Source organism: Streptomyces sp. NPDC043876, assembly GCF_056435825.1.
The window spans coordinates 484,235-508,578 of the sequence record NZ_JBWKDV010000007.1 but is presented as its reverse complement, the minus strand read 5'-3'; the positions used below and the strand labels follow the sequence as shown (position 1 = coordinate 508,578).

The window sequence follows — 24,344 nt, the reverse complement described above, 5'->3', positions numbered from 1 at the left end:
TCGAGGAGTTACGACCGGGCCCACATGACCGTGGCCCCCCTCGACACGAAGGCGGGGACTGTCTCCGGGGGGAGACAAATGATTACCGGGGGAAACATATGAACATTTCCGATTTCCATGGCTCTGCGACCGCGCTCTCGGCCGAGAGCGCCAGTCGCGTGATGGCCGGCGGCACCTCGCACGGCGTGGGCCGTTCCACGCCCCTGCGGGTCGACGCACAGCGCAACCTCGAACACGTCCTGCGCGCCGCGCGCGAGGTGTTCGGCGAGCTGGGCTACGGGGCTCCGATGGAAGACGTCGCGCGGCGCGCCCGCGTCGGTGTCGGCACCGTCTACCGGCGCTTCCCGAGCAAGGACGTACTGGTCCGGCGCATAGCCGAGGAGGAGACCTCCCGGCTGACCGAGCAGGCACGGGCCGCGCTCGGCCAGGAGGAGGAGCCCTGGCAGGCGCTGTCGCGCTTCCTGCGCACCTCCGTCGCCTCGGGCGCCGGGCGGCTGCTGCCGCCGCAGGTGCTGCGGGTCGGCGCGGCCGACGAGGACGGTCAGGACGTCCTGGAGGCCGTGGACACGGCGCGGGTGCCGCAGCAGCGGCAGGCCACCGTGGTCGGCGGCCAGCCGGACCTGCGGGTCGTGGGCGGGCGTACGCAGCTCGACGACGAGCCGTCGGAGGACTCGGGCTCCGGTGCGCTCCTGGAGGTCGTCGGCCGGCTGGTCGACCGCGCCCGGGAGGCCGGTGAGCTGCGCCGTGACGTGACGGTGGCCGATGTCCTGCTGGTCATAGCGACGGCGGCGCCCGCGCTGCCCGACCCGGCCCAGCAGGCGGCCGCTTCGGCCCGGCTGCTCGACATCCTGCTGGAGGGGCTGCGGTCGCGGACCGTCTGAGTCGGCGCGTGCCGTCCGTACGGATGCGGCCGCGGTGCTGCGGCCGGGTGGGTGCGGCCGAGTCGGCCTTCGTCGGGTGACAGGAGTGCGGCGGGGCCGCCGGGTGACCGGAGGGCCCGCCGCACATCCTCCGTCCGCGCGCTCGGCTTCCCGGGTGAATCCGGGGCGGGGCTCCTCGGACGGTCCTCACTCGAACGAACGGGCCAGGACACGGGAACGGGCCGGATCGTGCCCGGATGAGTGGATGAACTCCGGAGCGGCCCCGGAGCGTGGTCGCCGTGTGACACGCTGGATCGGTGTACCGGTTGAGTGTGTCCTGCGGGGGCTTGCGCGATGAGCGTTGACGGGCGCGAAGATCCGGTCTCCGGAGCCGCGGGTCCCGGCGGCGAAGCCGACGCGGCAGCGCCGGCGGCCCGTCAGTCCCCGGCCGAACAGGTCCCGGCCCAGCGCGAGCCGGGCGGCGGGCGCAGCTCCGGCTCCCTGAGCGCTTCCGGGACGGAACCACCGCCCTCGGACGCCGAGTTGATCGCCCGGATGCGGGCCGGCGACGACGGGTCCTACGAGGAGCTGTTCCGTCGGCACGCCGATTCCGTACGCCGCTACGCCCGCTCCTGCTGCCGGGACGGCCACACGGCCGACGACCTGACCGCCGAGGTGTTCGCCCGGACCCTCCAGGCGGTGCGCGGCGGGGCCGGGCCCGACCAGGCCGTGCGCGCCTACCTCCTCACCACCGTCCGCAGGGTCGCCGCGACCTGGGCGAAGACCGCCAGGCGCGAGCAACTCGTCGAGGACTTCGCGCTGTTCGCGGAGCAGGCCGGAACGGGAGCCGAGGCCGGGACGGGACTGGCGCCCGGCGCCGACACCCTCGAACTGGGCGCGGACGTCCGCGCCATGCACGCGGCCGAGCAGTCACTGGCCATGCAGGCCTTCCGCAGCCTGCCCGAGCGGTGGCAGGCCGTGCTGTGGCACACCACCGTCGAGGAGGCGTCGCCGAGCGCGATCGCCCCGCTGTTCGGGCTGACCGCCAATGCCACCGCGGTGCTGGCCAGCCGGGCCCGGGAGGGGCTCAAGCAGGCCTACCTCCAGGCCCACGTGAGCACCGCGCTGAGCGAGGGCGGGGACTGCGCCCGCTACGCCGACCGGCTCGGCGCCTACGCCCGGGGCGGGCTGCGGATGCGGGCCGAGCGGGGGTTGCGGGGGCACCTGGAGGAGTGCGTGAAGTGCCGGCTGGTGGCCGGTGAGCTGAAGGACGTCAATGCCGGGATCCCGGCGCTGCTTCCGGTCGCGGTCATCGGGTGGTTCGCCGCCGGGTACGCGGTCAAGGCGGCCGGGGTGGTGGCCGGCGGGGTCGTGGCGGCCGGGGGCGCGGGCGCGGCCGCCGCTGCCGCGGGTGGTTCGACGGCCGGTGCCGGTGCGGCGGGTGCGGGGGCCGGGGCGGGGTCGGGTGCGGGGGCGCTGGCCTCCGAGGGGCTCGGCCTGCCCGCCAAGGCCGCGATCGCCGCCGGGGTCGTGGTCGCCGCCGCGGCCGGGGTGGTGTTCGCGCTGGCCGGGGACGATGCGAAGCCGCAGGCCCGGGTGGCGCCGAAGCCACCCGCGGTGGCGCCCGTGGTCCCGCAGGCTCCGGCTCCGCTCCCGCCGAAGCCCGCGGCGCCCGCGCCGGAGCCGCCGGTCGCGCGGAAGCCCGTACCGTCTCCGCGGAGCGCGGCCCCGCGCCCGCCGCGGGCCTCGCCCACGCTGTCCAAGGCGGCTCCCGCGAAGCCGGGACCGGCGCGGCCGGCGCCGAGTCCCTCCCGGCCCCTGCCGACGCCGCCGCCCGCACCGGCCGCCGGGTACCAGCTGGTGCGGCTGGGTCAGTCCGTACTCGGCGACCACACGGGCCCCGAGGTGCAGACCTGGCGCAGCAGCTGGGTGTGGCAGCGGTGGGGGCTGGTGGTCGGCGAGCGGCGGTTCGCGCAGGGGATCACCGTCAACGCCCGTTCCTCGGTGGAGATCACCCTGAACCGCAGGTGCAGCGCGTTCTCGGCGCGGGCCGGGGTGGACGGGCTGTCGCTGCCGGGTGACGGCGCGGTGCGGTTCTCCGTCTACGGCGACGGGGTGCGGCTGTGGCGGTCCGCCGCCCTCTCCTACGGGGACCCCGCGGTGCCGGTCGAGGTCGGGCTGCGGGGCCGCAAGACGCTGCGGCTGGTCGTGGAGCACGCCGACCGGTACACGGACCTCACCCTCGCCTCCTGGGCGGACGCGGTGATCAGCTGTCCGTGAGGCCCGCACCTTCCTGGGGCGCGGGGTCGGGTGCTGCCGCTTCGAGCAGCGTGCTGAGGACGGCCCGGGGGGACAGGGCCGCCCCGGCCGCCGCCTCGCGGTCGTGGGCCTGCGCGCCCAGGACCGCCCGGGTGCGGTCCGGCAGCCCGCGCACGAACGCCTCCTCGGGTACGGACCGGGGCCACCCGCCGCGCCACGCGGTGGCCGCCGCCAGCGCCCGTACGGACTCGGCGGCCCGGCCCGCGTCGGCCAGCAGCCACGCGGCCGTCTCCGCGAGCGCCGCCAGCACCCGCTCCGCGCAGTGCCCGGTGACCGCCGCTTCCAGGGTCGGCGCGAGCACGGCCAGTCCGGCGGCCGGGTCCTCCTCCAGCCCCTTGAGGCGGGCCTCCAGGTTGCCCAGGCCCGCGGAGAACTGCGCCGGTACGGGCGAGCGGAGCGAGACGCTCAGGGCCTGGTCGTACGCGGCGCGCGCCCGGGCCGGATCGCCCTGGTCCAGCGCGATCATCCCGGCGAGCAGCCGGGAGAAGGCGTGCACGTCGGTGACGCCGGACTCCCGCGCCCCGGCCTCCGCCTCCGCCAGCAGCCGCTCGGCGCCGGCCGCGTCGCCCGTGCAGTAGGCGGTCTCCGCGATCCGGGCGAGCGCGAACGGCGCCTCGAAGTCGGTGCCGACCTCCCGGGCGAGCCGCAGGCACTCCTCGTACTCGGCGCGCGCCCAGTCGTACTGGCCGCGGGAGAGCGCGACCTCGCCCGCGGCGCTGGAGACCTGCGCGCGGGTCCAGCGGTCACCGACGCGGCGGGCTATCTCGTGCAGTTCGGCCAGGTCGGCGTCGATGGTCGGCAGCCCGCCGGTGATGTCGACGGCGACGTGCGTACGGAGCATGAGGGTCACCCCGAGTTCCCATTCGCCCCCGTACCGGCGGCAGTTGGCGACGGTCTCGTCGAGTCCGGCGTGGAAGTCGAGGGCGTCACCGGTGAGGTAGCAGGTGAGCGGCCACATCATGCCGGGGAAGCGGGCGGTCTCCGGGCCGCTGCGGCGGAAGGCCCGCTGGAGGCGCTCGGCGAGGGCGATGCGTTCGGGCGTACGGAACTCCGCGAGCGGACGGGTCTCCGCGACGAGGAACACGTGGAGCAGCTGGAGGCGCATCCAGCGCCAGTACGCGGGGGTGTCGGGCGCCGGCTCCACGGGGTCGAGGGCGATCACCCGGGCGGTCCAGTCGCCGCCCTCGGAACGGTAGTTGCGCAGCCACCAGAACCAGCCGAGGGCGAAGGCGAGCCGCTGGGCGGTTTCGGTGTCGGGGCGGGGGCCGGTGCCGGGGGCCCGGGCAGGGCCCGAGACAGCGGCGGTGAAGGCGGCGCGGAGGTTGTCGAGTTCCGTCTCCAGCCGGGCGATCCAGGGCAGCTGCTCGGCGGAACGCAGGCGGGGTTCCGCTTCTTCCGCGAGGGCCGTGAAGTGGTCAGCGTGGCGGCGGGCGGTGGCGGCCCGGTCGGCGGGGTCCTCCGCGGCGCGTTCGGCGGCGTACTCGTGGATGGTCTCCAGCATGCGGTAGCGCATGGTGGCGGGTGCCGGGCCGGGTTCGGCCAGGACGAGGGACTTGTCGACCAGGGCGCCGAGGACGTGGGCTACGTCGGGGGCAGCGGGGGCAGCGGGGATGCCGGTGGTTTTGGCGCCGTCTTCGCCGTCGCCGTCGTGGGCGCAGACGGCTTCGGCGGCAGTGAGGTCGCAGCCGCCCGCGAAGACGGACAGCCGGGCCAGGACCGTACGTTCGGACGCGTCCAGCAGCTCCCAGGACCAGTCCACCACCGCCCGCAGGGTCTGCTGGCGCGGCAGCACCGTACGGCTCCCACTGGTCAGCAGACGGAAACGGTTGTCCAGCCGGTCCGCGATCTGCCGCGGGGTCAGCAGCCGCAACCGCGCCGCCGCCAGCTCGATGGCCAGCGGCAGACCGTCCAGACGACGGCAGATCTCGGCGACGGCGGCCGGATCGTCGGCGACGGCGAAGCCGGGCCGGGCAGCGGCCCCGCGGTCGGCGAAGAGCCGGTGCGCGGGGTCGGGCGGCAGGGGTTCGACGGGGCGGACGGTCTCCCCGGGCACACCGAGGGGTTCGCGGCTGGTGGCCAGGATGCGGACGCCCGGGCAGTGGGTGAGGAGCCGCTCGGCCAGTTCGGCGGCGGCGCCGATGACGTGCTCGCAGTTGTCGAGGACGAGGAGGAGGCGGCGCTGGGCGCAGTGGTCCAGGAGCTGGGTGGTGGGGTCCTGGGCCGTGGGCTTGTCGCGGCCGACGAGGGCGGTGTCGCGCAGGCCGAGGGCGCTGAGCACGGCGGCGGGGACGGCCGCCGGGTGGTCCAGGCGGGCCAGTTCGACCAGCCAGGCCGGTTCGGCGGGGGCGGCCTCGCCGGTGCGGGCGGCGTGCTGGGCGGTGCGCGCTGCGTGCTGGGCGGCGGCGTGTTCGGCGAGGCGGGTCTTTCCGGAGCCGCCGGGGCCGGTGAGGGTGACCAGGCGTGAGCGGTCCAAATCGGCCTGGATGGCGGCGAGTTCGGGCTCGCGACCGACGAAGGAGGTGAGGCGGGGGCGGAGGTTGCCGCGGCGGTCGGTGGGGGGCGGGGATGCGGGGGTGTGCCGGGAGGCGGGGGCCGGATCGGGGCGCAGGAGGTCGGCGTGGAGGGCGGTGAGTTCCGGGCCGGGGTCGGTTCCGAGGCCTTCGGCGAGGGCGCGGCGGGTGCGGTCGTAGGCGGCGAGGGCGTCGGCGGTGCGGCCCGCACCGCGCAGGGCGCGGAGCTGCTGGACGCGCAGCTTCTCGTCGTAGGGGTGGGCCGCGATCAGCGCCTCGATCTCCGGGAGGAGGGTGGCCGGATCGGTGGCGGGGGTGCGGAGTTCGGCCTCGATGAGGTCGCGGAGGGCGGCGGTGCGCTGGGCCTCCGGCCGGGTGGCGTGGGTGGCGCGGGTGGCGGGGTCGGGGAGGTCCGCGAGGGCGGGGCCGCGCCAGAGGGAGAGGGCGGTGCGGAGGGTTTGGGCGGGGGTGGCGGGGGTGGTGGCGGTGGTGGCGGTGGTGGTCCGCGGTTCCGGGTGTGTGGCCGGGGGGCCGGTGGGGGATGCGGGGTCGGGCGACGCGGCGGGAGCGGGGTCGGGGGTGGCGAGGGCAAGCGCGGCTTGGCGGGCGAGGCGTTGGAACACGTACAGGTCGACGTCCTCCGGGGTGGCGTCGAGGCGGTAGCCGCCGGTGGGGTCGGCCTGGACGGTGTCCTTGCCACCGAGGGCGCGGCGCAGCCGGGAGGCCAGGGCCTGCAGGGCGGCGGGGGCGTCCTGGGGCGGGTCCTCGCCCCAGACCTCGTCCACGAGGACGGATACCGGGACGGCGGGGCCGCCGGCCCGGAGTGCGAGGGCGGCGAGGAGGGCGCGGAGGCGGGCGCCGTTGACGGGGAGGGGGGCGCCGGATGCGTCACGGGCTTGGGTGGTGCCGAGGATCAGGTACCGCACGGGGTCATTTTGCCTTGGCCGGTGGGGCGGGTGGGTGAGTGGGCCCGGGGCGGGGGCCGCGGGGTGGGCCGCTGCGCGGGGGCGGGGCGTTGGCCTTGGGCGCGGGCGCCTTGGTCGGCCCTGTCCCGGGGCCGGGGCCGGGGTGTTGGCCCCGGGGTGCGGGCTCCCTGGCCACCCGGGGCCGCGGGGAGGGCCGGGGTGCGGGGCCGGGGTGTCCCAGGGGGCGCGGGCTCCCTGGTCGGCCCCTGCACCGGGCCCGGCGTCGGGTGGGCCGGGGTGATGAACGGGCCGGGGGTGGGCCGCTGCGCGGGGCTGGTCCCCTACCCGCCCCTTCCCGAAACCGGGCTCCGCCCGGACCCGGTCCTCAAACGCCGGACGGGCTGGATTTGCTGGGCCAGCCGAGGTCGTCGCTGCCGCGGACGGGGCGAATCCAGCCCGCCCGGCGTTTGAGGGCCCGCCGGAGGCACGAGTGGGGCCGACGCCCGCAAACAGCCGGGCCCGCCGCCGCGCCAGGGGCAAGCCGTGGCCAGCCACACCCAGCCCGCCCGGCGCTTGAGGGCCCGCCGGAGGCACCAGCGGGGCACACGCCCCCGGCCCGCACCCCGCGCCTCCGCCCGGGGCACCGGTAGGGCACGCGCCGGGCAGCCGCAGGCAGCGGCCGCCCAAGGCCCCGGCCACGCCGGCCGGCCCGGGTCAGGACAAGGCCGGGCGGCGGAGGGGGACGCCTGTGGGGACGGCTCGGCGGCGGGGGGAGGAGGTGCCCGTCCAGCAGGTGCCGCGGCGCGACAGGAGGCGGCGGAGCCAGAGTTCGACCGAGACGAGTTCCGCGAGGCCGTCCAGCGGGACCGGGTGGCCGTCGGCGGCGTCGATGAGGGCCTGCTGGATGACCCGGGCCTCGATCAGGCCCGCGTCGGCCAGCAGCGGGGCGGTGAAGAGGGCCAGCAGCGGGTCCAGGGCGGCGCGCAGGCCGAGGCGGACCGCGCTCTCGTTCGCGGCGTGGGCGGGGGCGCCCCAGCCGGGCGGGAGGGCGCGTACGCCCGTACCCGCGAGGACGGTGCGCAGGATCGCGGCACGGGCGCCCGGCTGGACGCGCAGGGATTCGGGGAGGGCGCGGGCGGCGCGGACGACCTGGTTGTCGAGGAAGGGGGCGTGCAGGCGCTGGCTGCGGACCTCCACGGCCTGTTCGAAGACCCGGTGGTCGGCGGCGTGGCGGGCCAGGACCGAGCGGGCGCGGGCCTCGCCGGGCCGCAGCGAGAGCGGGGGGCGACCGGCGGCGGTGGCGAGCCGGACGGCGACCTCGGCGAGGGCTTCGCCGGTCAGCCAGCTCGCGGCGGGGCCGGGCCGGCACCAGGTGAGGGCGGCGAGGGAGGCGTCGAGCGGGGTGGCCGCGCCGCCGGGCAGGCGGCCTTCGCGGAGCCGGGCGGCGGCCTCTTCCATGCCGGCGCGGTAGGGCGTGCGGGCGAGGCGGCGGGCGGCGGCGTACACGGTGAGGGGGACCAGCAGGGACGGGCCGGCGGACCGGCCTTCCGCGCCGGCCGAGCGGGCCAGGGCTGCGACCGGGCGCAGCAGGTGGCGTCTGCGGCGGTCCATGAGGAGGTCGGCCAGCCGGGCGGGGTGCGCGTCCAGGACCTGGCGGGCGCCGTGGCCGACGAAGTGGTCGGCGCTGCCCGCCGCCAGCCGGCGCCGGTCTCGGGCGGCGAGGACGAGGGAGGGGCCGGGTTCGTCGGTGAGCGGGCCGTCGAGGTCGGCGTACGGGAGGGCCTCTTCGGCGGCGGCCACGACGACGTGGTGGAGGCGGGGGTCGGCGGCGATGGCGTGGGCGCGTTCGAGGTCGCCCTCGCGGCCCCGGGGGGTGGTGAGGTCGTTGAAGGTGACGGCGAGCAGGCGTTCACCGGCGCCCGAGCCGTGGCCGAGGACCGTGCCGGGGGCGCCGGGCAGTCCTGCGGCGAGGAGGGCGAGGGTGGCGGAGGCGCTGCCGCCGGAGAGGTCGGCGCCCACGCCGGGCGCGGGGGCGCCGCGGGCGGCGCGACGGTCGGCGGGGCCCATTCCGGGCACCGGTCCGGGGTCGTGGGAGACGGTGTCGGGGGCATGGCGGGGCGCCGTGAGCCGGGCGCGCACCGCGTCGACCAGTGCTTCCCGTACGCCCTCGGTCGCGGCCCCCGGTTCCATCTCGGGGGCGGCGACGGCGAGGGAGGCGACGGGCTCGTACCCGGTGATCTCGCGGGAGCCCTCGCGCAGGATGAGCGCGTGCCCGGGCGGGATCCGGCGGACCCCCGCGTACGGTGTGCCGTCGCCCAGTGCCTCGGGGCTGTCGGGGCAGGCCAGCAGCGCGGCGAGGTGGCCGATGTCGAGCTGGGCCTCGATCAGGTCGGCGAGCGGGAGGGCCGCGGTGGCGTACGCCGTTCCGGCCGCCCAGGGGGTGTAGAAGACGGGCCGGGCGCCCGCGAGGTCGCCGACGACGGTGATCCGGCGGCCGGCCTGGACGACGGCGGTGTAGCTGCCGGGCCACTGGGTGAGGTGGCGCAGGGCGCCGCCGCGGGCGGCGTACAGGGCGCGGCGCAGTTCGGCGTCGCCGGCGCCGCAGCAGCCGAGGACGGCGAGCCGGGTGAAGGGGTCGGCGGGGTCGGCGGTGATGGTGCGGATCTCGTCGGGGCGCCAGTCGCCGACCGCCCACAAGGGGTCGGGGTCGCCCCACAGGAGTTGGGCTCCGACGGGGTGGAAGGTGCGTTCGCTGTATTCGTCGGGCTCGCCGTAGGCGCCGTAGGCGCCCTGGTCGGGGGAGGCGCCGCGGTCGAAACCCGTCGAGCCGTAGGGGGGCGGGGCGGCGTACGAGGCGCGCGGGGCGTCCGCGAGGCCGCCGCGCGGCCCGTCGGACCCCCGGGCGGGCTCGCCGACCCGTCCGGCCGTGCCGAAGCTTGCGGCGATACTGCTCCAGCCCACCAACCACCGCATAGCCGTCTCCCCAGCCTGTGGGCACGTGACCGGGGCCGGACGGCCGGACGGCAGGACCCCGGGTGGCTCGGGTCCATGCTGCCACGAGACAGGCGTGCGAGAGGGGTTAAGGGGGGCGCACATGCAAACGAACACGCCCCACGCACGCGGTATTTGGCGTTCCGTGCCCCCCGCCCCATAGGTCGGTTTCAGCCATTCTTCAGCCGCCCCGGGCGCCTTGGCGCGAGCGCGGCCCGGGAAGCGGCGTCCACCTCCCGGACCGTACCGACGCCCGCGGGGACTGGGGCGGCGGCGTCTTACGGCCCGCCGGATCCACGCGCCGGGCCGACCCACGCACCGCACATCGAATCGCCGGACCCCGGGGCGGGCCAGAGCGCACGGGCGGGCGCACGGCCACACGGGCGGAGCACGCGCTGACACGTGCGCCCCGGGTACGACCCCGGCCACGACTGTGCGCACGGACAACAATCTCGCCATCCGGAAGGCGGGCCCTTAACGCTTGGGATGCGGCGAACTACGCTGGGTTTACGTTGCCGGGCGCCTATGCCCCGATGACGGTCTGCGTTCCACGTGTGTGACGAGGGGTGGCGCATGTCCAGGGAGCTCCGTGAGCCGAACGAGAAGCTCGGCGCCGTCCTCGCCCTCGCGGGCATCAGCAACGCGGGGCTGGCCCGGCGGGTCAACGACCTGGGAGCGCAGCGCGGACTGACGCTCCGGTACGACAAGACCTCGGTCGCCCGGTGGGTGTCCAAGGGGATGGTGCCGCAGGGCGCGGCGCCCCATCTGATCGCCGCCGCGATCGGCGCCAAGCTGGGGCGGCCGGTACCGCTGCACGAGATCGGGCTGGCGGACGCGGACCCCGCGCCCGAGGTGGGCCTGGCCTTCCCGCGCGACGTGGGGGCGGCGGTGCGCTCGGCCACCGACCTCTACCGGCTGGACCTCGCGGGGCGGCGCGGGGGCGGCGGTATCTGGCAGTCCCTGGCCGGATCCTTCTCCGTGGCGGCGTACGCGACGCCCGCCTCGCGCTGGCTGATATCTCCGGCGGACGGCTCGGTCGCGCGTGAGTCCACGACGGCGGCCCCCCTTCTCTCGGGCGGTACGGCGGGCGGTACGGGCGGTACGGGCGGTACGGGTGGTACTGGCGGTACGGGCACGGCGGGTGCCGCGGGTCCTACGGGCGGCGCCGCGGCCGTCGGGGGCGCTGCGGGCACTGCGGTCGTCGGGAGCACTGCGGGCGCTGCGGGTTCCACGGACGCCGCGGATGGCGCTCCGGGCGGTCCGGCAGCCCCGGGCGCGGCGTTACCGTCCTCCTTTGTGCCCGCGCGCTCCGGCCCCGAAACGCCCCGCGCCCCCGGTCAGTCGACAGCCGCGCACGCCCCCGACCCCACCCCGCAGCGGGTCGGCCACAGCGATGTGACCAAGCTGCGCGAGGCGGCCGAGGACGCGCGCCGCTGGGACTCCAAGTACGGCGGCGGCGACTGGCGTTCCTCGATGGTGCCGGAGTGCCTGCGGGTGGACGCGGCCCCGCTGCTGCTGGGCTCCTACACGGACGAGGTGGGCCGGGCCCTGTTCGGCGCGACCGCCGAACTGACCCGGCTGGCCGGGTGGATGGCCTTCGACACCGGCCAGCAGGAAGCCGCCCAGCGCTACTACATCCAGGCGCTGCGCCTGGCCCGGGCGGCCGCCGACGTGCCGCTCGGCGGGTACGTCCTGGCCTCGATGTCCCTCCAGGCCACCTACCGGGACTTCCCGGACGAGGGCGTGGACCTCGCGCAGGCCGCCGTGGAACGCAACCGGGGTCTGGCCACCGCCCGCACCATGAGCTTCTTCCGGCTGGTGGAGGCCCGGGCGCACGCCAAGTCGGGCGATCCGGTGGCGGCCGGCGCCGCGCTGCGGGCGGCGGAGGGCTGGCTGGAGCGGGCGCGGGAGGGGGACCCGGACCCGACGTGGCTGGGCTTCTACTCGTACGACCGGTTCGCGGCGGACGCGGCGGAGTGCTACCGGGACCTCAAACTGCCCCGGCAGGTGCGCCGGTTCACCGAGCAGGCGCTGTCCCGCCCCACCGAGGAGTACGTGCGCTCGCACGGGCTGCGGCTGGTGGTGAGCGCGGTGGCCGAGCTGGAGTCGGGCAACCTCGACGCGGCGTGCGCGGCCGGGACCCGGGCCGTGGAGGTCGCGGGCCGGATCTCCTCGGCGCGGACCACCGAGTACGTACGGGACCTGCTGCACCGGCTGGAACCGTACGGGGACGAGCCGCGCGTCGCCGAGCTGCGCGAACGGGCCCGGCCGCTACTGGTCACGCCCGCGTAGCGCCCCCGCGCGGCGCCGCGCCGAGGCGGGCGGGGGGCGGCGGGTCGTAGAATCGGGGCATTGTGTCTGAGTCTCTGAATCCGCAGCCCGGTACCCCCGACGCCCCCGAGGGGGCGGCTTCCCACGTTCCGCCGCGCTGGCGCACGGAGCCCCGTTTTCCCGACGGGCCGGCGCCCGATCCGGCGGGGTCGCACCACGAGCGGCGGATCCGCAGCTTCCAGCCGCGCCGCAGCCGGGTGACCACCGGCCAGGGCGAGGCGCTGCGCCGGAAGTGGTCGACCTGGGGGCTGGACATCGACGGGCACGAGGTCATCGACCTCGGCCGGCTCTTCGACGGCCGCCCCGTCGTCCTGGAGATCGGCTTCGGCATGGGCGAGGCCACCGCGCAGATGGCCGCCGCCGACCCGGACACCGGGATCCTCGCCGTCGACGTGCACACGCCCGGGCAGGGCAACCTCCTCGCGCTGGCCGAGCGGGGCGGCCTGGAGAACGTCCGGGTCGCCAACGGCGACGCGATCATCCTGCTGCGCGAGATGCTGCCGCCGGACTCCCTCGCCGGGATGCGCGTGTACTTCCCGGACCCGTGGCCCAAGGCCCGCCACCACAAGCGGCGGCTGATCCAGCCCGAGTTCCTCGACCTGGCGGCGACCCGGCTGGCGCCCGGAGCCGTACTGCACTGCGCGACCGACTGGGAGCCGTACGCCGAGCAGATGCTCGACGTCCTCGGCGCGCACCCCCGGTTCGAGAACACCCGGCCGGACGGCGGCTTCGCGCCGCGCCCCGCCTTCCGGCCGCTGACCCGGTTCGAGGGCCAGGGCCTGGACAAGGGGCACGTCGTCCGCGACCTTCTCTTCCGCCGCGTCCCGTAACACCCCTCTCCCGCACCCCGGTTGCCCCGCGCGGCTGTACCCCGTAACGGGGAGAACAGCGAACGTCACTGCGCGTGTCGGACCCGCTCGCTAGGGTGATGACGTGTTCCGAGCGCTCCCCGGTGTGCTCGCACGTCCGTCGGGCGCGGTCCGCACGTGCGTGCTCGTCGTCCTGCTCTCCTGCGTGGCGCTGTCCGGCGTGGCCATCCTGGAGCTCGTCCGGGAACAGACGGGCACCGCCGGGTTCTTCGTCGGCCTCGGCCTGGCCCTGCTGCCGGTGGCCCCGCTCATGGCGGCGTTCCGGTGGCTGGGCCGGGCCGCGCCGCTGCCCTGGTCGCGGCTGCTGTTCTGCGCCGGGTGGGGAGCCTGCACGGCCGCCCTCATCGCCATAGTGGCCAACGACTTCGCTACCGAGTGGATGGCCGCGGCGGCCACCGACCCCTCCGCCGCCGACCAGCTCGGCTCGGTGGCGATCGCCCCCGTCGTGGAGGAGTGCGCGAAGGGCGCCGCCCCGCTGCTGGTGTTCGTCTTCCGAAGACGGCACTTCACCGGTCCCGCGGACGGCCTGGTCCTCGCCGGGTTCACCGCCACCGGTTTCGCCTTCACCGAGAACATCCTCTACCTCGGCAACGCCTTCGGCGAGGACCTCGGCAGCGGCACCAGCGTGCTCGACTCCATGACCGCGGCCACCTTCTTCGTCCGGATCATGCTGTCGCCGTTCGCCCACCCGCTGTTCACCGCGCTGACCGGGCTCGGCCTGGGCGCGGCCGCGCGCAGCACCCGCCGTGGGGTGCGGGCCGGGCTGCCGCCGCTCGGGCTGGCCCTCGCCATGGCCGCGCACGCCCTGTGGAACAGCTCGTCCGAGCTGGGTGCGTACGGCTTCTACGTCGTCTACGGCTCCGTGATGGTGCCCGCCTTCGCCGCGCTGGTGTGGCTGGCCGTGCGGCTGCGGCGCGGGCAGCTGCGTACGGTCGACCGCGAGCTGAGGGTGTACGCGGGGGCGGGCTGGCTGGGCCCGGCCGAGGTGCCCGCGCTCGCGTCGGTGCCGGCGAGGTCACTGGCCCGCGCGCTGGCCCGCAGTACGGGAGGGCGGCCGGCGGCCCGGGTGGTCGCGGCCTACACGGCGGACGCGGCGGCCCTCGCCCTGCTGCGCGACGAGGCCCGTACCGGCGGTCCGCGCCGGGCGGCGGACTTCGCCGCCCGGGAGCGGGAGTTGCTGGAGCGGCTGCTGCGGGGCCGGGCGGCCGCGGCGCCCGCGCTGGCCCGGGCGGCCGTCATGGAGCAGCTCTACGCGGCGCCGCCGCTGCGGACGACGAGCGCGGGGCGCACGCTCGTCCGGGTGCCGGCTCAGGTGCGGGTACCGCTGCCCGTGCCCGTTCCGGCTGCCCGGCGGCCTAGACAGCCAGACCCTTGCCCCGCAGCCAGGTGAGCGGGTCCCGCGTCTGACCGTCCGTACGCACTTCCAGGTGGAGGTGGGGGCCGGTGACGTTGCCCGTGGCGCCGACCCGGCCGATCGTGTCGCCGGTCGCCACCTGGCCGGCGGTCACCGACATCGAGGAAAGGTGGCAGTACCAGACCTCGGTGCCGTCGGCGAGGCGGAGCACGATCCGGTAGCCGTACGCGCCGGACCAGCCCGCGGAGGTGATCGTGCCGCCGTGCACCGCCTTGACGGGGGTGCCGGTCGGGGCGGCGAAGTCGAGGCCGGTGTGCATCCCGGAGGACCACATGGAACCGGCGTCGCCGTAGTGGGAGGTGAGGGTGTAGGCCGAGGTCGGGAGGGCGTAGCCACCCGTGGCCGGGGCCGCGGAGCCGGACGGGGCGGGCGCACCGGCGGAGGCGGGCGCACCGGCCGGCACGGCGTCCGCCGCCCGCCGCGCCGCCGCGGCGGCGGCCGCTTCCGCCTCTTCGCGGGCCTTGGCCTCCGCTTCCGCGGCGGTGCGGGCGGCTTCCTCGGCGGCGGCCCGCTTCTGCCCGGCCTCCTCGGCGGCGGCCTGCCGCGCGGCCCGCTCGCTCTCCGCCCCCGCGGCGGCCGCTGCGGCGTCCTGCTGGGATTCGGCCTGCTGGAGGATCCGGTGGCGCAGCACCTCGCCCGGGTCGAAACCGGCGGCCTGCCGGACGTGCCCCGGCCCGGCGGCCGGCTGCGCCTGGTCCGCGGCCTGGTCGCGGCCCTGGACGATGCCGTTCGCGGAGCCCTCCGCGGCCTGCTCCGACGCCTCGCCGGGGCCGCCGAGGCCGCCGAGGTCGCTCAGTGACGGGATGCTGATCCCGACCTGTGGGCGGTCCTGCGCGGTGGCGATCCCGCCCGCGCCGACGGCCGCGATGACGCCGACCCCGAGCACGGTGGAGCTGCGGGCCAGACTGCCGCGCTGGCGCGCCACGCGGTGCTTTCCGCGCACCGGGCGGGCCGAGTCCTCGGTCGGGTTCCACTCGCCCCAGGCACCGGCGGTGGGCGCCTCCTGGATGTCGACGCCGTCGGGGGCGGGCAGTTGGGACGGCACCGGGGCACACTCCTCGAAATCCGCGCACGCGCACTGTGCCGTCTCTTGCGACGGCGGTGGCGACCGCGCTGCGTTATCGAACGGTAATAGACGCGAGGGAGTGATTCCAAGCAGTTGCGATTGATCGTTCACGCCAATCAGCCACCCACCGCGCAGCTTTGGCCTTGACTTTCCGCCTCAATACATGACGAGACCGGGCGAATGGGTGCACCCACCCGCGCATCTCCAGCCACCCACATCTCATGACGGGCCGTCAATTGCCGATGCGGGGCCCCCTTTCCCCTCACGCACCGTCAGGCCCGCTCGTGCGGAACGGCCGGTACGGTCCGCCGCCGGCCCGAACGGCCCCCGCCCGGCCGGGCCACCGCCAGCAGCGCCATGTCGTCCGTTGCCCCGCCCCCGGTATGGCGGCGCACATCGGTGGTGAGCGCGTCCAGCACCTCCTCGGGTCCCGGGAAGACCCGCCCCCGCAAGCGGGCCGGCGGATCGTAGAACTCCCCCGCCCGGTCACGCGCCTCGCTCAGCCCGTCGGTGTACAGCAGCAGGGTCGCGCCCACCGGGAAGGCCCACTCGTCCGCCCGGTCCGGCCAGCTGCCCAGCTGCCCCATGCCCAGCGGCATCGCCGCCTCCGCCGGGTACAGCGGCGCCACGGAACCGTCGGGGCCCAGCAGCAGCGGCTCCGGGTGACCCCGGTTCACGATCCGCAGCAGCCCCGTACCGCGCGGGATCTCGGCCAGCACACAGGTGGTGAACCCCTCGAAGGCGTCCAGGCTGTCGCGCCGCACGCCCTCCCGGGCCAGCGCCCGCTCCAGCCGCCGGGCCACCCCCTCCAGCGCGGGCTCCTGCTCGGCCGCCTCCCGGAAGGCGCCGAGGACCACCGCCACCGCCTCCACCGCGCCCAGCCCCTTGCCCCGTACGTCACCGACGGCCAGCCGCACGCCGTACGGGGTGTCCTGGACGGCATACAGGTCCCCGCCGATGAACGCGTCGGCCTCCGCGGCCTCGTACCGGGCGGCGATGCGCAGCCCCCCGATCCGCTCGGCGGGGGTGGGCAGGACCGCGCGCTGCGCCGCCTCGGCGATTCCGCGCGCGGAGGCGAGCCGGGCCCCGCTGCGCCGGACCACCCGGTTGATGAGCAGGGCGAATCCGGAGACGGTCAGGACGGTCACCAGCTCGGTGAGGGCCTCGCCCTGCCAGGTGGTGCCGTTGTAGACGTGCAGCGCGACCACCGCCAGCGAGGCGAGGGCGCCGGTCAGCAGGGTCGTCCCGAGGGAGAAGAGCGGCGCCGCGACCAGCGGGGCGGCGGAGAAGAAGGGCGAGCCGGTGTAGCTGGGCGGGGTGAGCAGGTCGAAGACCAGGCCGAGGACGACCAGGACCGCCGGGAGCACGCGGACGATGCGCCGGGCCAGCCGGGTCGCGCCATTGGTTCCCGCGCCGTGGGAGTCGTCCCGCTGCCCCAGCCCCACCAAGGTCTTCTCCTGCCGGCTCCCTCACACGGGCGCGGGCCGCTGCCGCCCCGCCCCTCAAGGGTGCGGGCCGCGGGAGCAGGCGGCGAACCGGCCGGAGCCGTCCGGGTGAAACGGGCGCGGCCACGCGGTCCGGGAACGACGAAGGCCCGGATCCGTGAGGATCCGGGCCTTCGTCATCGCCCCTGAGGGCTTTCGTAGCGGGGGCAGGATTTGAACCTACGACCTCTGGGTTATGAGCCCAGCGAGCTACCGAGCTGCTCCACCCCGCGTCGGTAAACCCAACTCTACGCCATCCGGGGCGGCCCTCCGACCACTTATCGGCCGGGCCGCCGGACGCCCCCCGGAGCCGCCGTCACCACCCCTGTCACAGCCGGTCCAGGAACCCGGTCAGATTGCCCGTCATCCGCTCGATCTGCTCCTCGACGGTGAGGGTCTCCTCGAACCGCCCGCCCGCCTCCGGCAGCTTCTTGCCGCGCACGTAGAGCGAGCAGGCCAGGTCGGTGCACATGTAGAGGCCGAGCGAGTTCCCCTCGCGGCCGTCCTTGCCGCGCTTGCGTGCCGTCATCAGGGAGACCCCGCCGCCCGGGTGGAGGGTCAGGCACAGGCCGCACATGCTGCGGTGCAGCGCCCCGCGCTTGACGGTCGCGAAGCGCAGCGTCACCCCGACGGGCCGGCCGCCGTCGGCGCCGCCGGTGACCAGGTAGCTGCGGTCGGGGGCGGACAGGTCGCGCCAGCCGAGGAAGTCGAGGTCCTCCCACGGCCGGGCGGCGAGGTCCCGGGGCAGCGGTATGCGGGCCGCCTCGCCCTTGGAGCAGTTCACGAACGAGCCCCGGATGTCCTTCTCGGTCAGTGCCTTCATGGGACCCACGCTAGGGTTGCCTAGAGCATCTAGGCAAATCATTAACGGCTTTCGCCAGATCCCGAGGAACCCGAGGAGTCACCCCTTTGTCCCGAGCAGGCCTCACCCCCGACCGCATCGTCGAAGCGGCCGCCGCCCTCGCGGACTCCGCGGGCCTCGACCAGGTCACCGTCTCCGCCCTCGCCCGCGGCTTCGGCGTCAAGGACGCCAGCCTGTACTCCCACATCCGCGGCCTCGACGACCTGCGCGCCCGCCTCGCCGTGCGCTCCGCCGCCCAGTTCGCCGACCGGCTCGGCGAGGCACTGGCCGGCCGGGCCGGGGAGCAGGCGCTGACCGCCTTCGCCGACGCCTACCGGGCCTACGCCCTCGAACACCCCGGCGGGTACGCCGCCACCCAGCTGCGGCTGCCGCCCGAGGTGGTCGCCGCCTCGCCCGGGCACCTGCGGATGATCGAACTCACCACGTCGATGCTGCACGCGTACGCGCTGCCCGAACCCGACCTCACCGACGCGGTCCGACTCCTGCGCAGCACCTTCCACGGCTTCGCCGCCCTGGAGGCCACCGGCTCCTTCGGCCACCCGCGCCCCGTCCCGCGGTCCTGGGCCCGGATCACCGCCGCCCTGCACACCCTGCTGGTCAACTGGCCCCGTACGGACCCGGCCGCGCGGCAGCCCTAACTCGCCTCCGGCACCCCGCGTTTGGCACCCGGCCGCGGCTCCGCGCTGCACGACGCCGCCGAACCGGCCGCGCCCGCCCGCCCCTTCACCGGCACGGGCCGTGGCAGGAAACCGCCGGAGCCGCTCCGGGTGATACCCGATCGGTCCCGCGCCCCTCTGCGGCTATGCTCTGGGGTGAGCACTCCGCGGGCCATTAGCTCAATTGGCAGAGCAGCGGACTTTTAATCCGTTGGTTGTCGGTTCGAGTCCGACATGGCCTACCGCTCACCGAGCGCCCCACCCGGTTCCGGCCGGGTGGGGCGCTCCGTCGTTCCCGCGCTCCGGGGCCCGTACGGACCCGGGCGGCGACCCGCCCGGAGCAGTGGGCCGGGCGCATTGCGGTGATGCTGCGGGTCCTCGCGGGGACACCGGAAAAATGTCGTAGGCGATGACCGTTCGCGCATGATGCCCTGCCCGCCATGACCACTCGCACCACGCTCGTGCTCGCCGCCGTCGCCGCGGCGCTCGCACTCGCCGCCCCGGCGGCGACCGCCTCGCCGTCCGCGGCCGCGCCCGAACCGACCCCGGCCCCCCTGTCCAGCGCGCCGCACCCCGTGCCCGGCAGCTACATCGTGATCCTGCACAAGGGCGCGGACCCGGCCGCGGTCGCGGAGCGGCTGGGGGTGAAGCCGGCGTTCGTCTACCGCAAGGCCCTCAACGGCTTCGCCGTCACGCTGACCCCGGACCAGCTGGAGAGCGTCCGGGTGAGCCCGGGCGTGAAGGCCGTCGAGCAGGACGCCGAGGTCGCGCGCCCGCCGCGGCCGGTCACCGAGCCGGGCACCCGGGCACCGGCCGCCTCCTGGGGCCTGGACCGGATCGACCAGCGGAACTGGAACGCGGACCAGGGCACGGGCGACGGCCGCTACGACGCCCGGCACGACGGCGCCGGGGTGAGCGCCTACATCCTGGACACCGGAATCGACTACGCGCACGAGGAGTTCGACGGCGGGCGCGCCACCTTCGGCTTCGACGCGGTGGGCGACGGGGGCGCCGGCATGGACTGCAACGGCCACGGCACGCACGTGGCGGGCACGGTCGGCGGCAGGACCTACGGGGTGGCGCCCAAGGCGGACCTGATCAGCGTCCGGGTCCTCGGCTGCGACGGCAGGGGCTCCTACGCCGGGATGATCGCCGGCATCGACTGGGTGGCGGCGAACGCCCGGCACCCCGCCGTCCTGAACGGCTCGCTCGGCGGGGACTACTCCGACGCCCTCAACCAGGCGGTCAACGCCCTCGCGGACGCGGGCGTCCTGCCGGTCATCGCCGCGGGCAACGACGCGGACGACGCCTGCCTGACCTCCCCCGCCTCGGCCGAGCGCGCCTTCACGGTCGGGGCCTCGAACCGGCGGGACCAGGAGAGCGCCTTCTCCAACCACGGCCGCTGCGTGGAGCTGTACGCGCCCGGCGAGGCCATCGTCTCCGCGAGGCTCGGCGGCGGCAGCGAGGCACTGGACGGTACGTCGATGGCCTCCCCGCACGCCGCCGGTGTCGCCGCCCTCTACGAGCAGGCCCGGCCGAACGCGCTGCCCGAGGAGGTGGCCGGATTCCTCCTGCGCGAGTCCACCGAGGGGGTGTTGACCCGGGTCTCCCCGGGCAGCCCCAACCGGCTGCTCCACACCGGCGGCCTGTAGCGGGCCCGTCCAAGACCTGTCCGAAAGCCCCGGCGGCCCCCGCCGGGGCATCTGGCGGCAGATGGCCCACAGCATTGCGGTGACGCTTCACGCCGCGCCGCCGGACACGTGCAATGTCCTAGGTGGTGATCGTCTCTGCATGATCCTCTGCCCGGCATGAACACGCGCACCAAGTTCGCCCTCGCGGCCACCGTCACCGCGGCCCTCGCCCTCGCCGCCCCGCTGGCGAGCGCCTCGCAGTCCACCGCCGCACCGGAGCCGCAGCCGGCCCCGCTGGTCCGCGCGGGCAATCCCGTACCCGGCCAGTACATCGTCACCCTCGACAAGCCGGTGGACCCGGCCGCGGCGGCGAAGAAGCTGGGCCTGAAGCCGAAGTTCCTCTACAGCAAGGCGATGAACGGCTTCGCCGTCCCGCTGACCCCGCTCCAGCTGACCATCGTCCGCAGCAGCCTCGGCGTGAAGTCCGTGGAGGAGGACGGGAAGGTGTCCTCGCCCGCGTGGGACCGCGCGGCGACCCCCTCCACTCGCCGCAGCCCGACCGCGCTCTGGGGCCTGGACCGGATCGACCAGCAGAAGCTCCCGCTCGACGGCAACTTCACCGCCGAGGGCAACGGCGCGGGCGTGACCGCCTACATCCTGGACACCGGCATCGACTACCAGCACACCGAGTTCGGCGGCCCCGACAACACCCGCGCCGGCTTCGGCTTCGACGCCGTGGGCGACGGCAAGCAGGGCATGGACTGCAACGGCCACGGCACGCACGTCGCGGGCACGGTCGCGGGCAAGACCTACGGCGTGGCCTCCAAGGCCAACGTCGTCAGCGTCCGGGTCCTGAACTGCGAGGGCAAGGGCGAGTACTCCGGGATGATCGCCGGGATGGACTGGGTGGCCAAGAACGCCAAGCAGCCCGCCGTCCTGAACGGCTCGCTCGGCGGCGACAAGTCCCAGAGCCTCAACGACGCGGCGACCGCCCTGTCCGACGCCGGTGTCCTCCCCGTCCTCGCGGCCGGCAACGACTCCAAGGACTGCGGCTTCGTCTCCCCCGCCTCCGCCCAGCGGGTCGTGACCGTCGCCGCCAGCAACAAGTACGACGAAGAGACCGACTTCTCCAACTGGGGCCCCTGCGTCGCGCTCTACGCCCCCGGGGAGGACATCGTCTCCGCGAAGCTCGGCGGCGGATCGGTCTCCGAGAACGGCACCTCGATGGCCGCCCCGCACGTCACCGGCGCCGTCGTCCTCTACAAGCAGGCCCACCCCAAGGCGGACCCGGCCGAGATCGCCGAGTACCTGGAGGACCACGCCACCAAGGACGTCCTGTCCAAGGTGAGCAAGAGCTCCCCCAACCAGATCCTCTTCACCGGCGGCCTGTAGCCCCCGGCGCCACCCGCTCCACCGATGACGCGGCCACCCCGCCGTCCCGCTCCACCGCGGCGACGTCGGGGTGCGCCCGCAACGCCGCCACCTGGGCCCCGCTCAGGTCGGCGGCGAAGCCCCGCACCGTGCTCCGGTAGACGAACCGGGGCTCGGCCACGCCGGTCTCGCGCATCACCCGCCCGGGATCGGCGCCGGGGGCCAGGGTGACGACGTACGCACCCCGCCCGTCGGCCTCGGGAGCGGCGGCCTCCGTGCCCCGGTCGTCGTCCGCGGCGTACGCGGCGGGCGCCAGCGCGACGGGGGCGGCGAGCAGCAGGGCGGCGGCCACCACGGGACGCAGGATCGGGCGCATGGGAACTCCTCGGGTCGGACGGACGGTCGGCCGGAGGGAACCGGCCGCCCCCGCTCCTTCGGCCGGACGGCCCGGGAACTTGAGCCCGCGGCCGACTCCCGTGCCGGACACGGTCCCCGCAACGCACTCGGCCCCCACCGCACCGGAGTGCCGTGGGGGCCGAGCGGACGCCTGGATCAGGCGTCAGGTGGTACTAGGGCCGACGATCAGCCGTTGCGCTTCCAGCGCGGCTTGTCGTCGCGACGGGCGGTGCCGCCGCCGAAGGACGAGCCGGAGCCGGAGCCCGACGGACGGTGGTCGTCACGGCGGCCGTACGGGCGGTCGCCGCCACCGGAGCGGAAGCCGCCGGAGGGACGGTCGCCACCGCGGTCGTCACGGTTGAAGCCACCCGAGGGGCGGTCGTCGCGACGGAAGCCACCACCGGCGGGACGGTCGCCACCGGAGCGGAAGCCGCCACCGGCCGGACGGTCGCCACCCGAGCGGAAGCCGCCGGAGGGACGGTCGTCGCGGCGGAAGCCGCCACCGGCCGGGCGGTCGCCGCCACGGTCGTCACGGTTGAAGCCGCCGGAGGGGCGGTCGTCGCGGCGGAAGGAACCGGACGGACGGTCGTCACGACGGAAGCCACCACCGGCGGGACGGTCGCCACCGGAGCGGAAGCCGCCCGAGGGACGGTCGTCGCGGCGGAAGCCACCGCCCGAGGGACGCTCGTCACGACGGTCGCCACCGGAGCGGAAGCCACCGGACGGACGGTCGTCGCGGCGGAAGCCGCCACCCGAGGGACGCTCGTCACGACGGTCGCCACCGGAGCGGAACCCGCCGCGGTCGCCACCGCGGTCACCGCGGTCGTCGCGGTTGAAGCCGCCACGGCCGCTGCGCTCGCCGCGGTCGTCGCGACGCTCGAAGTTGCCGCGGTCGTCACGGCGCTGGACGGCCTGCGCCTCGGCGGCGGCAGCCGCGGCCGCGGCCTCGGCCGCCACCTCGGCCTCCGCTGCCTCGGCGACCTCGGCCACCGCGGCTTCCGGGTCCTCGCCGCGCTCACGGGCGGAACGGGCGACGAGGCGGTCGGCCTCCTCGCGCAGCTCCACGGCGCGGCGCTGGACGCGCTCCAGCTGCTTGGTGAGGTCGGCGACCTCGCGCTCGGCCTGCTTCGCGGCGTTGTTCGCGGAGTCGGCCTGGACCTCGGAGAGCGAGCGGGCGCCGGTGATCTCGGCGACCTCGGGCTCGAACGCGCCGGCTCCGCCGACGATGTGGCGCGAGGCGTCGACGCCCGCGTCCTCCATCAGCCGGAAGATCTGGCGGCGCTGGTGCGGCAGCGACAGCGAGACCACGACGCCCGACTTGCCGGCGCGGGCGGTACGGCCCGAGCGGTGCAGGTAGTCCTTGTGGTCGCCGGCCGGGTCCACGTTCAGGACCAGGTCGATGCCGTCGACGTGGATGCCGCGGGCGGCGACGTCGGTCGCGACGAGCGCGTTGACGTAGCCCTTCTTGAAGTCTTCCAGGACGCGGGTGCGGGCACCCTGCGTCATGCCGCCGTGCAGCGCGTCGGCCTTCACGCCGGACTCGATGAGCTGCTCGGCGATGCGGTCGGCGCCCAGCTGGGTGCGGACGAAGATGATCGTGCGGCCCTTGCGGGCGGCGATCGCGGCCGTGACCGGCGCCTTGTCCTTCGGCTTCACGACGAGGACGTGGTGGGTCATGGTCGAGACGTTGCCCTGCGCGCTGTCGACCTCGTGGGTGACCGGGTTCGACAGGTAGCGCTTGACGAGCGTGCCGATCTCGTTCTCCATGGTGGCGGAGAAGAGCATGCGCTGGCCGCCGCCGGGGATCTGGTCGAGCAGCTCGGTGACCTCGGGCAGGAAGCCCAGGTCCGACATCTGGTCGGCCTCGTCGAGGACCGCGACCTGGACGTTCTCCAGCGAGCAGGCGCCGCGGTTGATGATGTCGCGCAGACGGCCCGGGGTGGCGACGAGGACGTCGACGCCGCGCTCCAGGGCGTAGATCTGGTTGCCCATCGAGGTACCGCCGCAGACGACCTTGAGCTTCAGGCCGAGGACGTCGCCGTACGGCTGGAGCGCGTCGGCGACCTGCATGGCCAGCTCACGGGTCGGCGTGAGGATGATCGCGCGGGGCTTCTTCTTCTCGGTGGTGCCGCCGGCCAGCGAGGCCAGGGTCGGCAGACCGAAGGAGAGGGTCTTGCCGGAGCCGGTGCGGCCACGGCCGAGGATGTCCTTGCCGGCCAGGGCGTCCGGGATGGTCGCGGCCTGGATCGGGAAGGGGGCGGTGACGCCGTTCTGCGCGAGCTTGCGGACGATGCCGTCCGGCAGACCGAGGTCGCCGAAGGTGAGCGTGGGCTCGGCGTCGGCAACCTCGTCGGCAGCGATGGCGTCGATGGACTGGTCGGTCGTCAATTCGGCCTCAAAAGCTTCGTCGATGTCGGCGGCGAGGGAGTCGGTCACGATCTCGTCGAGCACGAGGATCTCGGTGCTCTCGACGATTTCGGGGCTCCCGACGGCCTCTACGGCCTCGATGGAGTCGTTCTCGGGCATGACGGCACGGTCAGAACTGGAAATGGACATGCGAAATGCGAAACCTTCCGGAGTCTCGGCACGCGCCCAAACTCCGTGAATCGCAAATCGACCGCCTCAATGCGGTCAGCCACGGTAGGGGAGAGTACGCGCCACGCGGCGCTCTTCGGAGTC

At 75.6% G+C, this 24,344-nt stretch carries 15 protein-coding genes and 2 tRNA genes; 9 read left to right on the top strand and 8 right to left on the bottom strand.

Annotated elements, in window-relative coordinates; genetic code table 11:
• The first annotated feature begins 98 nt into the window (after nt 1–98).
• Together AC0693_RS24160 and AC0693_RS24155 are read left to right on the top strand one after the other, a co-directional pair.
• A complete protein-coding gene (locus AC0693_RS24160; protein ID WP_469319887.1) occupies nt 99–881 on the top strand; it encodes a TetR/AcrR family transcriptional regulator in 783 nt (260 codons plus the stop codon).
• 333 nt (nt 882–1,214) lie between these two features.
• Nucleotides 1,215–3,140, top strand: coding sequence for a sigma-70 family RNA polymerase sigma factor (locus tag AC0693_RS24155; protein WP_478802825.1), 1,926 nt, complete (start codon nt 1,215–1,217; stop codon nt 3,138–3,140).
• Here the strand turns inward: AC0693_RS24155 and AC0693_RS24150 are convergent.
• Together AC0693_RS24150 and AC0693_RS24145 are read right to left on the bottom strand one after the other, a co-directional pair.
• Nucleotides 3,127–6,615, bottom strand: coding sequence for an ATP-binding protein (locus AC0693_RS24150; RefSeq protein WP_478802824.1), 3,489 nt, complete (start codon nt 6,613–6,615; stop codon nt 3,127–3,129). The two genes, AC0693_RS24155 and AC0693_RS24150, sit on opposite strands and share 14 nt — an antisense overlap.
• A 693-nt stretch (nt 6,616–7,308) precedes the next feature.
• Nucleotides 7,309–9,567 carry an asparagine synthase-related protein gene (locus tag AC0693_RS24145; protein WP_478802823.1) on the bottom strand — a complete coding sequence of 753 codons (2,259 nt, stop codon included), beginning with the start codon at nt 9,565–9,567 and terminating at the stop codon, nt 7,309–7,311.
• A gap of 591 nt (nt 9,568–10,158) precedes the next feature.
• Between AC0693_RS24145 and AC0693_RS24140 the strand changes: the two genes are divergently transcribed.
• The 3 genes from AC0693_RS24140 (at nt 10,159) to AC0693_RS24130 (ending at nt 14,175) form a co-directional block, all read left to right on the top strand.
• Nucleotides 10,159–11,877 carry a sporulation protein gene (locus tag AC0693_RS24140; RefSeq protein WP_478802822.1) on the top strand — a complete coding sequence of 573 codons (1,719 nt, stop codon included), beginning with the start codon at nt 10,159–10,161 and terminating at the stop codon, nt 11,875–11,877.
• 62 nt (nt 11,878–11,939) lie between these two features.
• Nucleotides 11,940–12,746, top strand: a complete 807-nt coding sequence (gene trmB / locus AC0693_RS24135; protein ID WP_469319892.1) for a tRNA (guanosine(46)-N7)-methyltransferase TrmB — start codon at nt 11,940–11,942, stop codon at nt 12,744–12,746.
• A gap of 103 nt (nt 12,747–12,849) precedes the next feature.
• The gene (locus tag AC0693_RS24130) at nt 12,850–14,175 is read left to right on the top strand and encodes a PrsW family intramembrane metalloprotease (protein ID WP_478802821.1); all 1,326 of its coding nucleotides are present in this window, start codon (nt 12,850–12,852) and stop codon (nt 14,173–14,175) included.
• Here the strand turns inward: AC0693_RS24130 and AC0693_RS24125 are convergent.
• The 4 genes from AC0693_RS24125 to AC0693_RS24110 form a co-directional block, all read right to left on the bottom strand.
• Entirely contained in the window at nt 14,141–15,244 is a 1,104-nt protein-coding gene (locus AC0693_RS24125; RefSeq protein WP_478802820.1) for a M23 family metallopeptidase, read from the bottom strand. The genes AC0693_RS24130 and AC0693_RS24125 overlap by 35 nt on opposite strands.
• Nucleotides 15,245–15,537: 293 nt before the next feature.
• On the bottom strand, nt 15,538–16,704 hold the full coding sequence (locus AC0693_RS24120) for a PP2C family protein-serine/threonine phosphatase (RefSeq protein WP_469319920.1): 1,167 nt from the start codon (nt 16,702–16,704) through the stop codon (nt 15,538–15,540).
• Between the two features lie 204 nt (nt 16,705–16,908).
• Nucleotides 16,909–16,982, bottom strand: a tRNA-Met gene (locus tag AC0693_RS24115).
• A 95-nt stretch (nt 16,983–17,077) separates the two neighbouring features.
• Entirely contained in the window at nt 17,078–17,572 is a 495-nt protein-coding gene (locus tag AC0693_RS24110; protein WP_468466847.1) for an FBP domain-containing protein, read from the bottom strand.
• Between the two features lie 86 nt (nt 17,573–17,658).
• Here AC0693_RS24110 and AC0693_RS24105 point away from each other — a divergent pair, with 86 nt between their 5' ends.
• From AC0693_RS24105 to AC0693_RS24090, 4 genes are all read left to right on the top strand, one after another.
• Nucleotides 17,659–18,249: a TetR/AcrR family transcriptional regulator gene (locus AC0693_RS24105; RefSeq protein WP_478738358.1), complete on the top strand. Its 591-nt coding sequence runs from the start codon at nt 17,659–17,661 to the stop codon at nt 18,247–18,249.
• 187 nt (nt 18,250–18,436) lie between these two features.
• Nucleotides 18,437–18,509 (top strand) — tRNA-Lys (locus AC0693_RS24100).
• Nucleotides 18,510–18,707: 198 nt separating this feature from the next.
• Complete coding sequence (locus AC0693_RS24095) at nt 18,708–19,919, top strand: S8 family peptidase (RefSeq protein WP_469330901.1); 1,212 nt, start codon at nt 18,708–18,710, stop codon at nt 19,917–19,919.
• Nucleotides 19,920–20,075: 156 nt separating this feature from the next.
• A complete protein-coding gene (locus AC0693_RS24090) occupies nt 20,076–21,290 on the top strand; it encodes a S8 family peptidase (RefSeq protein WP_478802819.1) in 1,215 nt (404 codons plus the stop codon).
• Here the strand turns inward: AC0693_RS24090 and AC0693_RS24085 are convergent.
• Nucleotides 21,274–21,645, bottom strand: coding sequence for a protease inhibitor I9 family protein (locus AC0693_RS24085; RefSeq protein WP_469319898.1), 372 nt, complete (start codon nt 21,643–21,645; stop codon nt 21,274–21,276). The genes AC0693_RS24090 and AC0693_RS24085 overlap by 17 nt on opposite strands.
• A 206-nt stretch (nt 21,646–21,851) precedes the next feature.
• Entirely contained in the window at nt 21,852–24,221 is a 2,370-nt protein-coding gene (locus tag AC0693_RS24080) for a DEAD/DEAH box helicase (RefSeq protein WP_478802818.1), read from the bottom strand.
• Nucleotides 24,222–24,344: the final 123 nt, after the last annotated feature.

Bases quoted from the DNA above. Each gene is read 5' to 3' on its own strand.
- AC0693_RS24160 (WP_469319887.1), top strand. From the start codon at position 99: ATGAACATTTCCGATTTCCATGGCTCTGCGACCGCGCTCTCGGCCGAG.
- AC0693_RS24155 (WP_478802825.1), top strand. From the start codon at position 1,215: ATGAGCGTTGACGGGCGCGAAGATCCGGTCTCCGGAGCCGCGGGTCCC.
- AC0693_RS24145 (WP_478802823.1), bottom strand. From the start codon at position 9,567: ATGCGGTGGTTGGTGGGCTGGAGCAGTATCGCCGCAAGCTTCGGCACG.
- AC0693_RS24140 (WP_478802822.1), top strand. From the start codon at position 10,159: ATGTCCAGGGAGCTCCGTGAGCCGAACGAGAAGCTCGGCGCCGTCCTC.
- AC0693_RS24110 (WP_468466847.1), bottom strand. From the start codon at position 17,572: ATGAAGGCACTGACCGAGAAGGACATCCGGGGCTCGTTCGTGAACTGC.
- AC0693_RS24095 (WP_469330901.1), top strand. From the start codon at position 18,708: ATGACCACTCGCACCACGCTCGTGCTCGCCGCCGTCGCCGCGGCGCTC.
- AC0693_RS24090 (WP_478802819.1), top strand. From the start codon at position 20,076: ATGAACACGCGCACCAAGTTCGCCCTCGCGGCCACCGTCACCGCGGCC.
- AC0693_RS24085 (WP_469319898.1), bottom strand. From the start codon at position 21,645: ATGCGCCCGATCCTGCGTCCCGTGGTGGCCGCCGCCCTGCTGCTCGCC.
- AC0693_RS24080 (WP_478802818.1), bottom strand. From the start codon at position 24,221: ATGTCCATTTCCAGTTCTGACCGTGCCGTCATGCCCGAGAACGACTCC.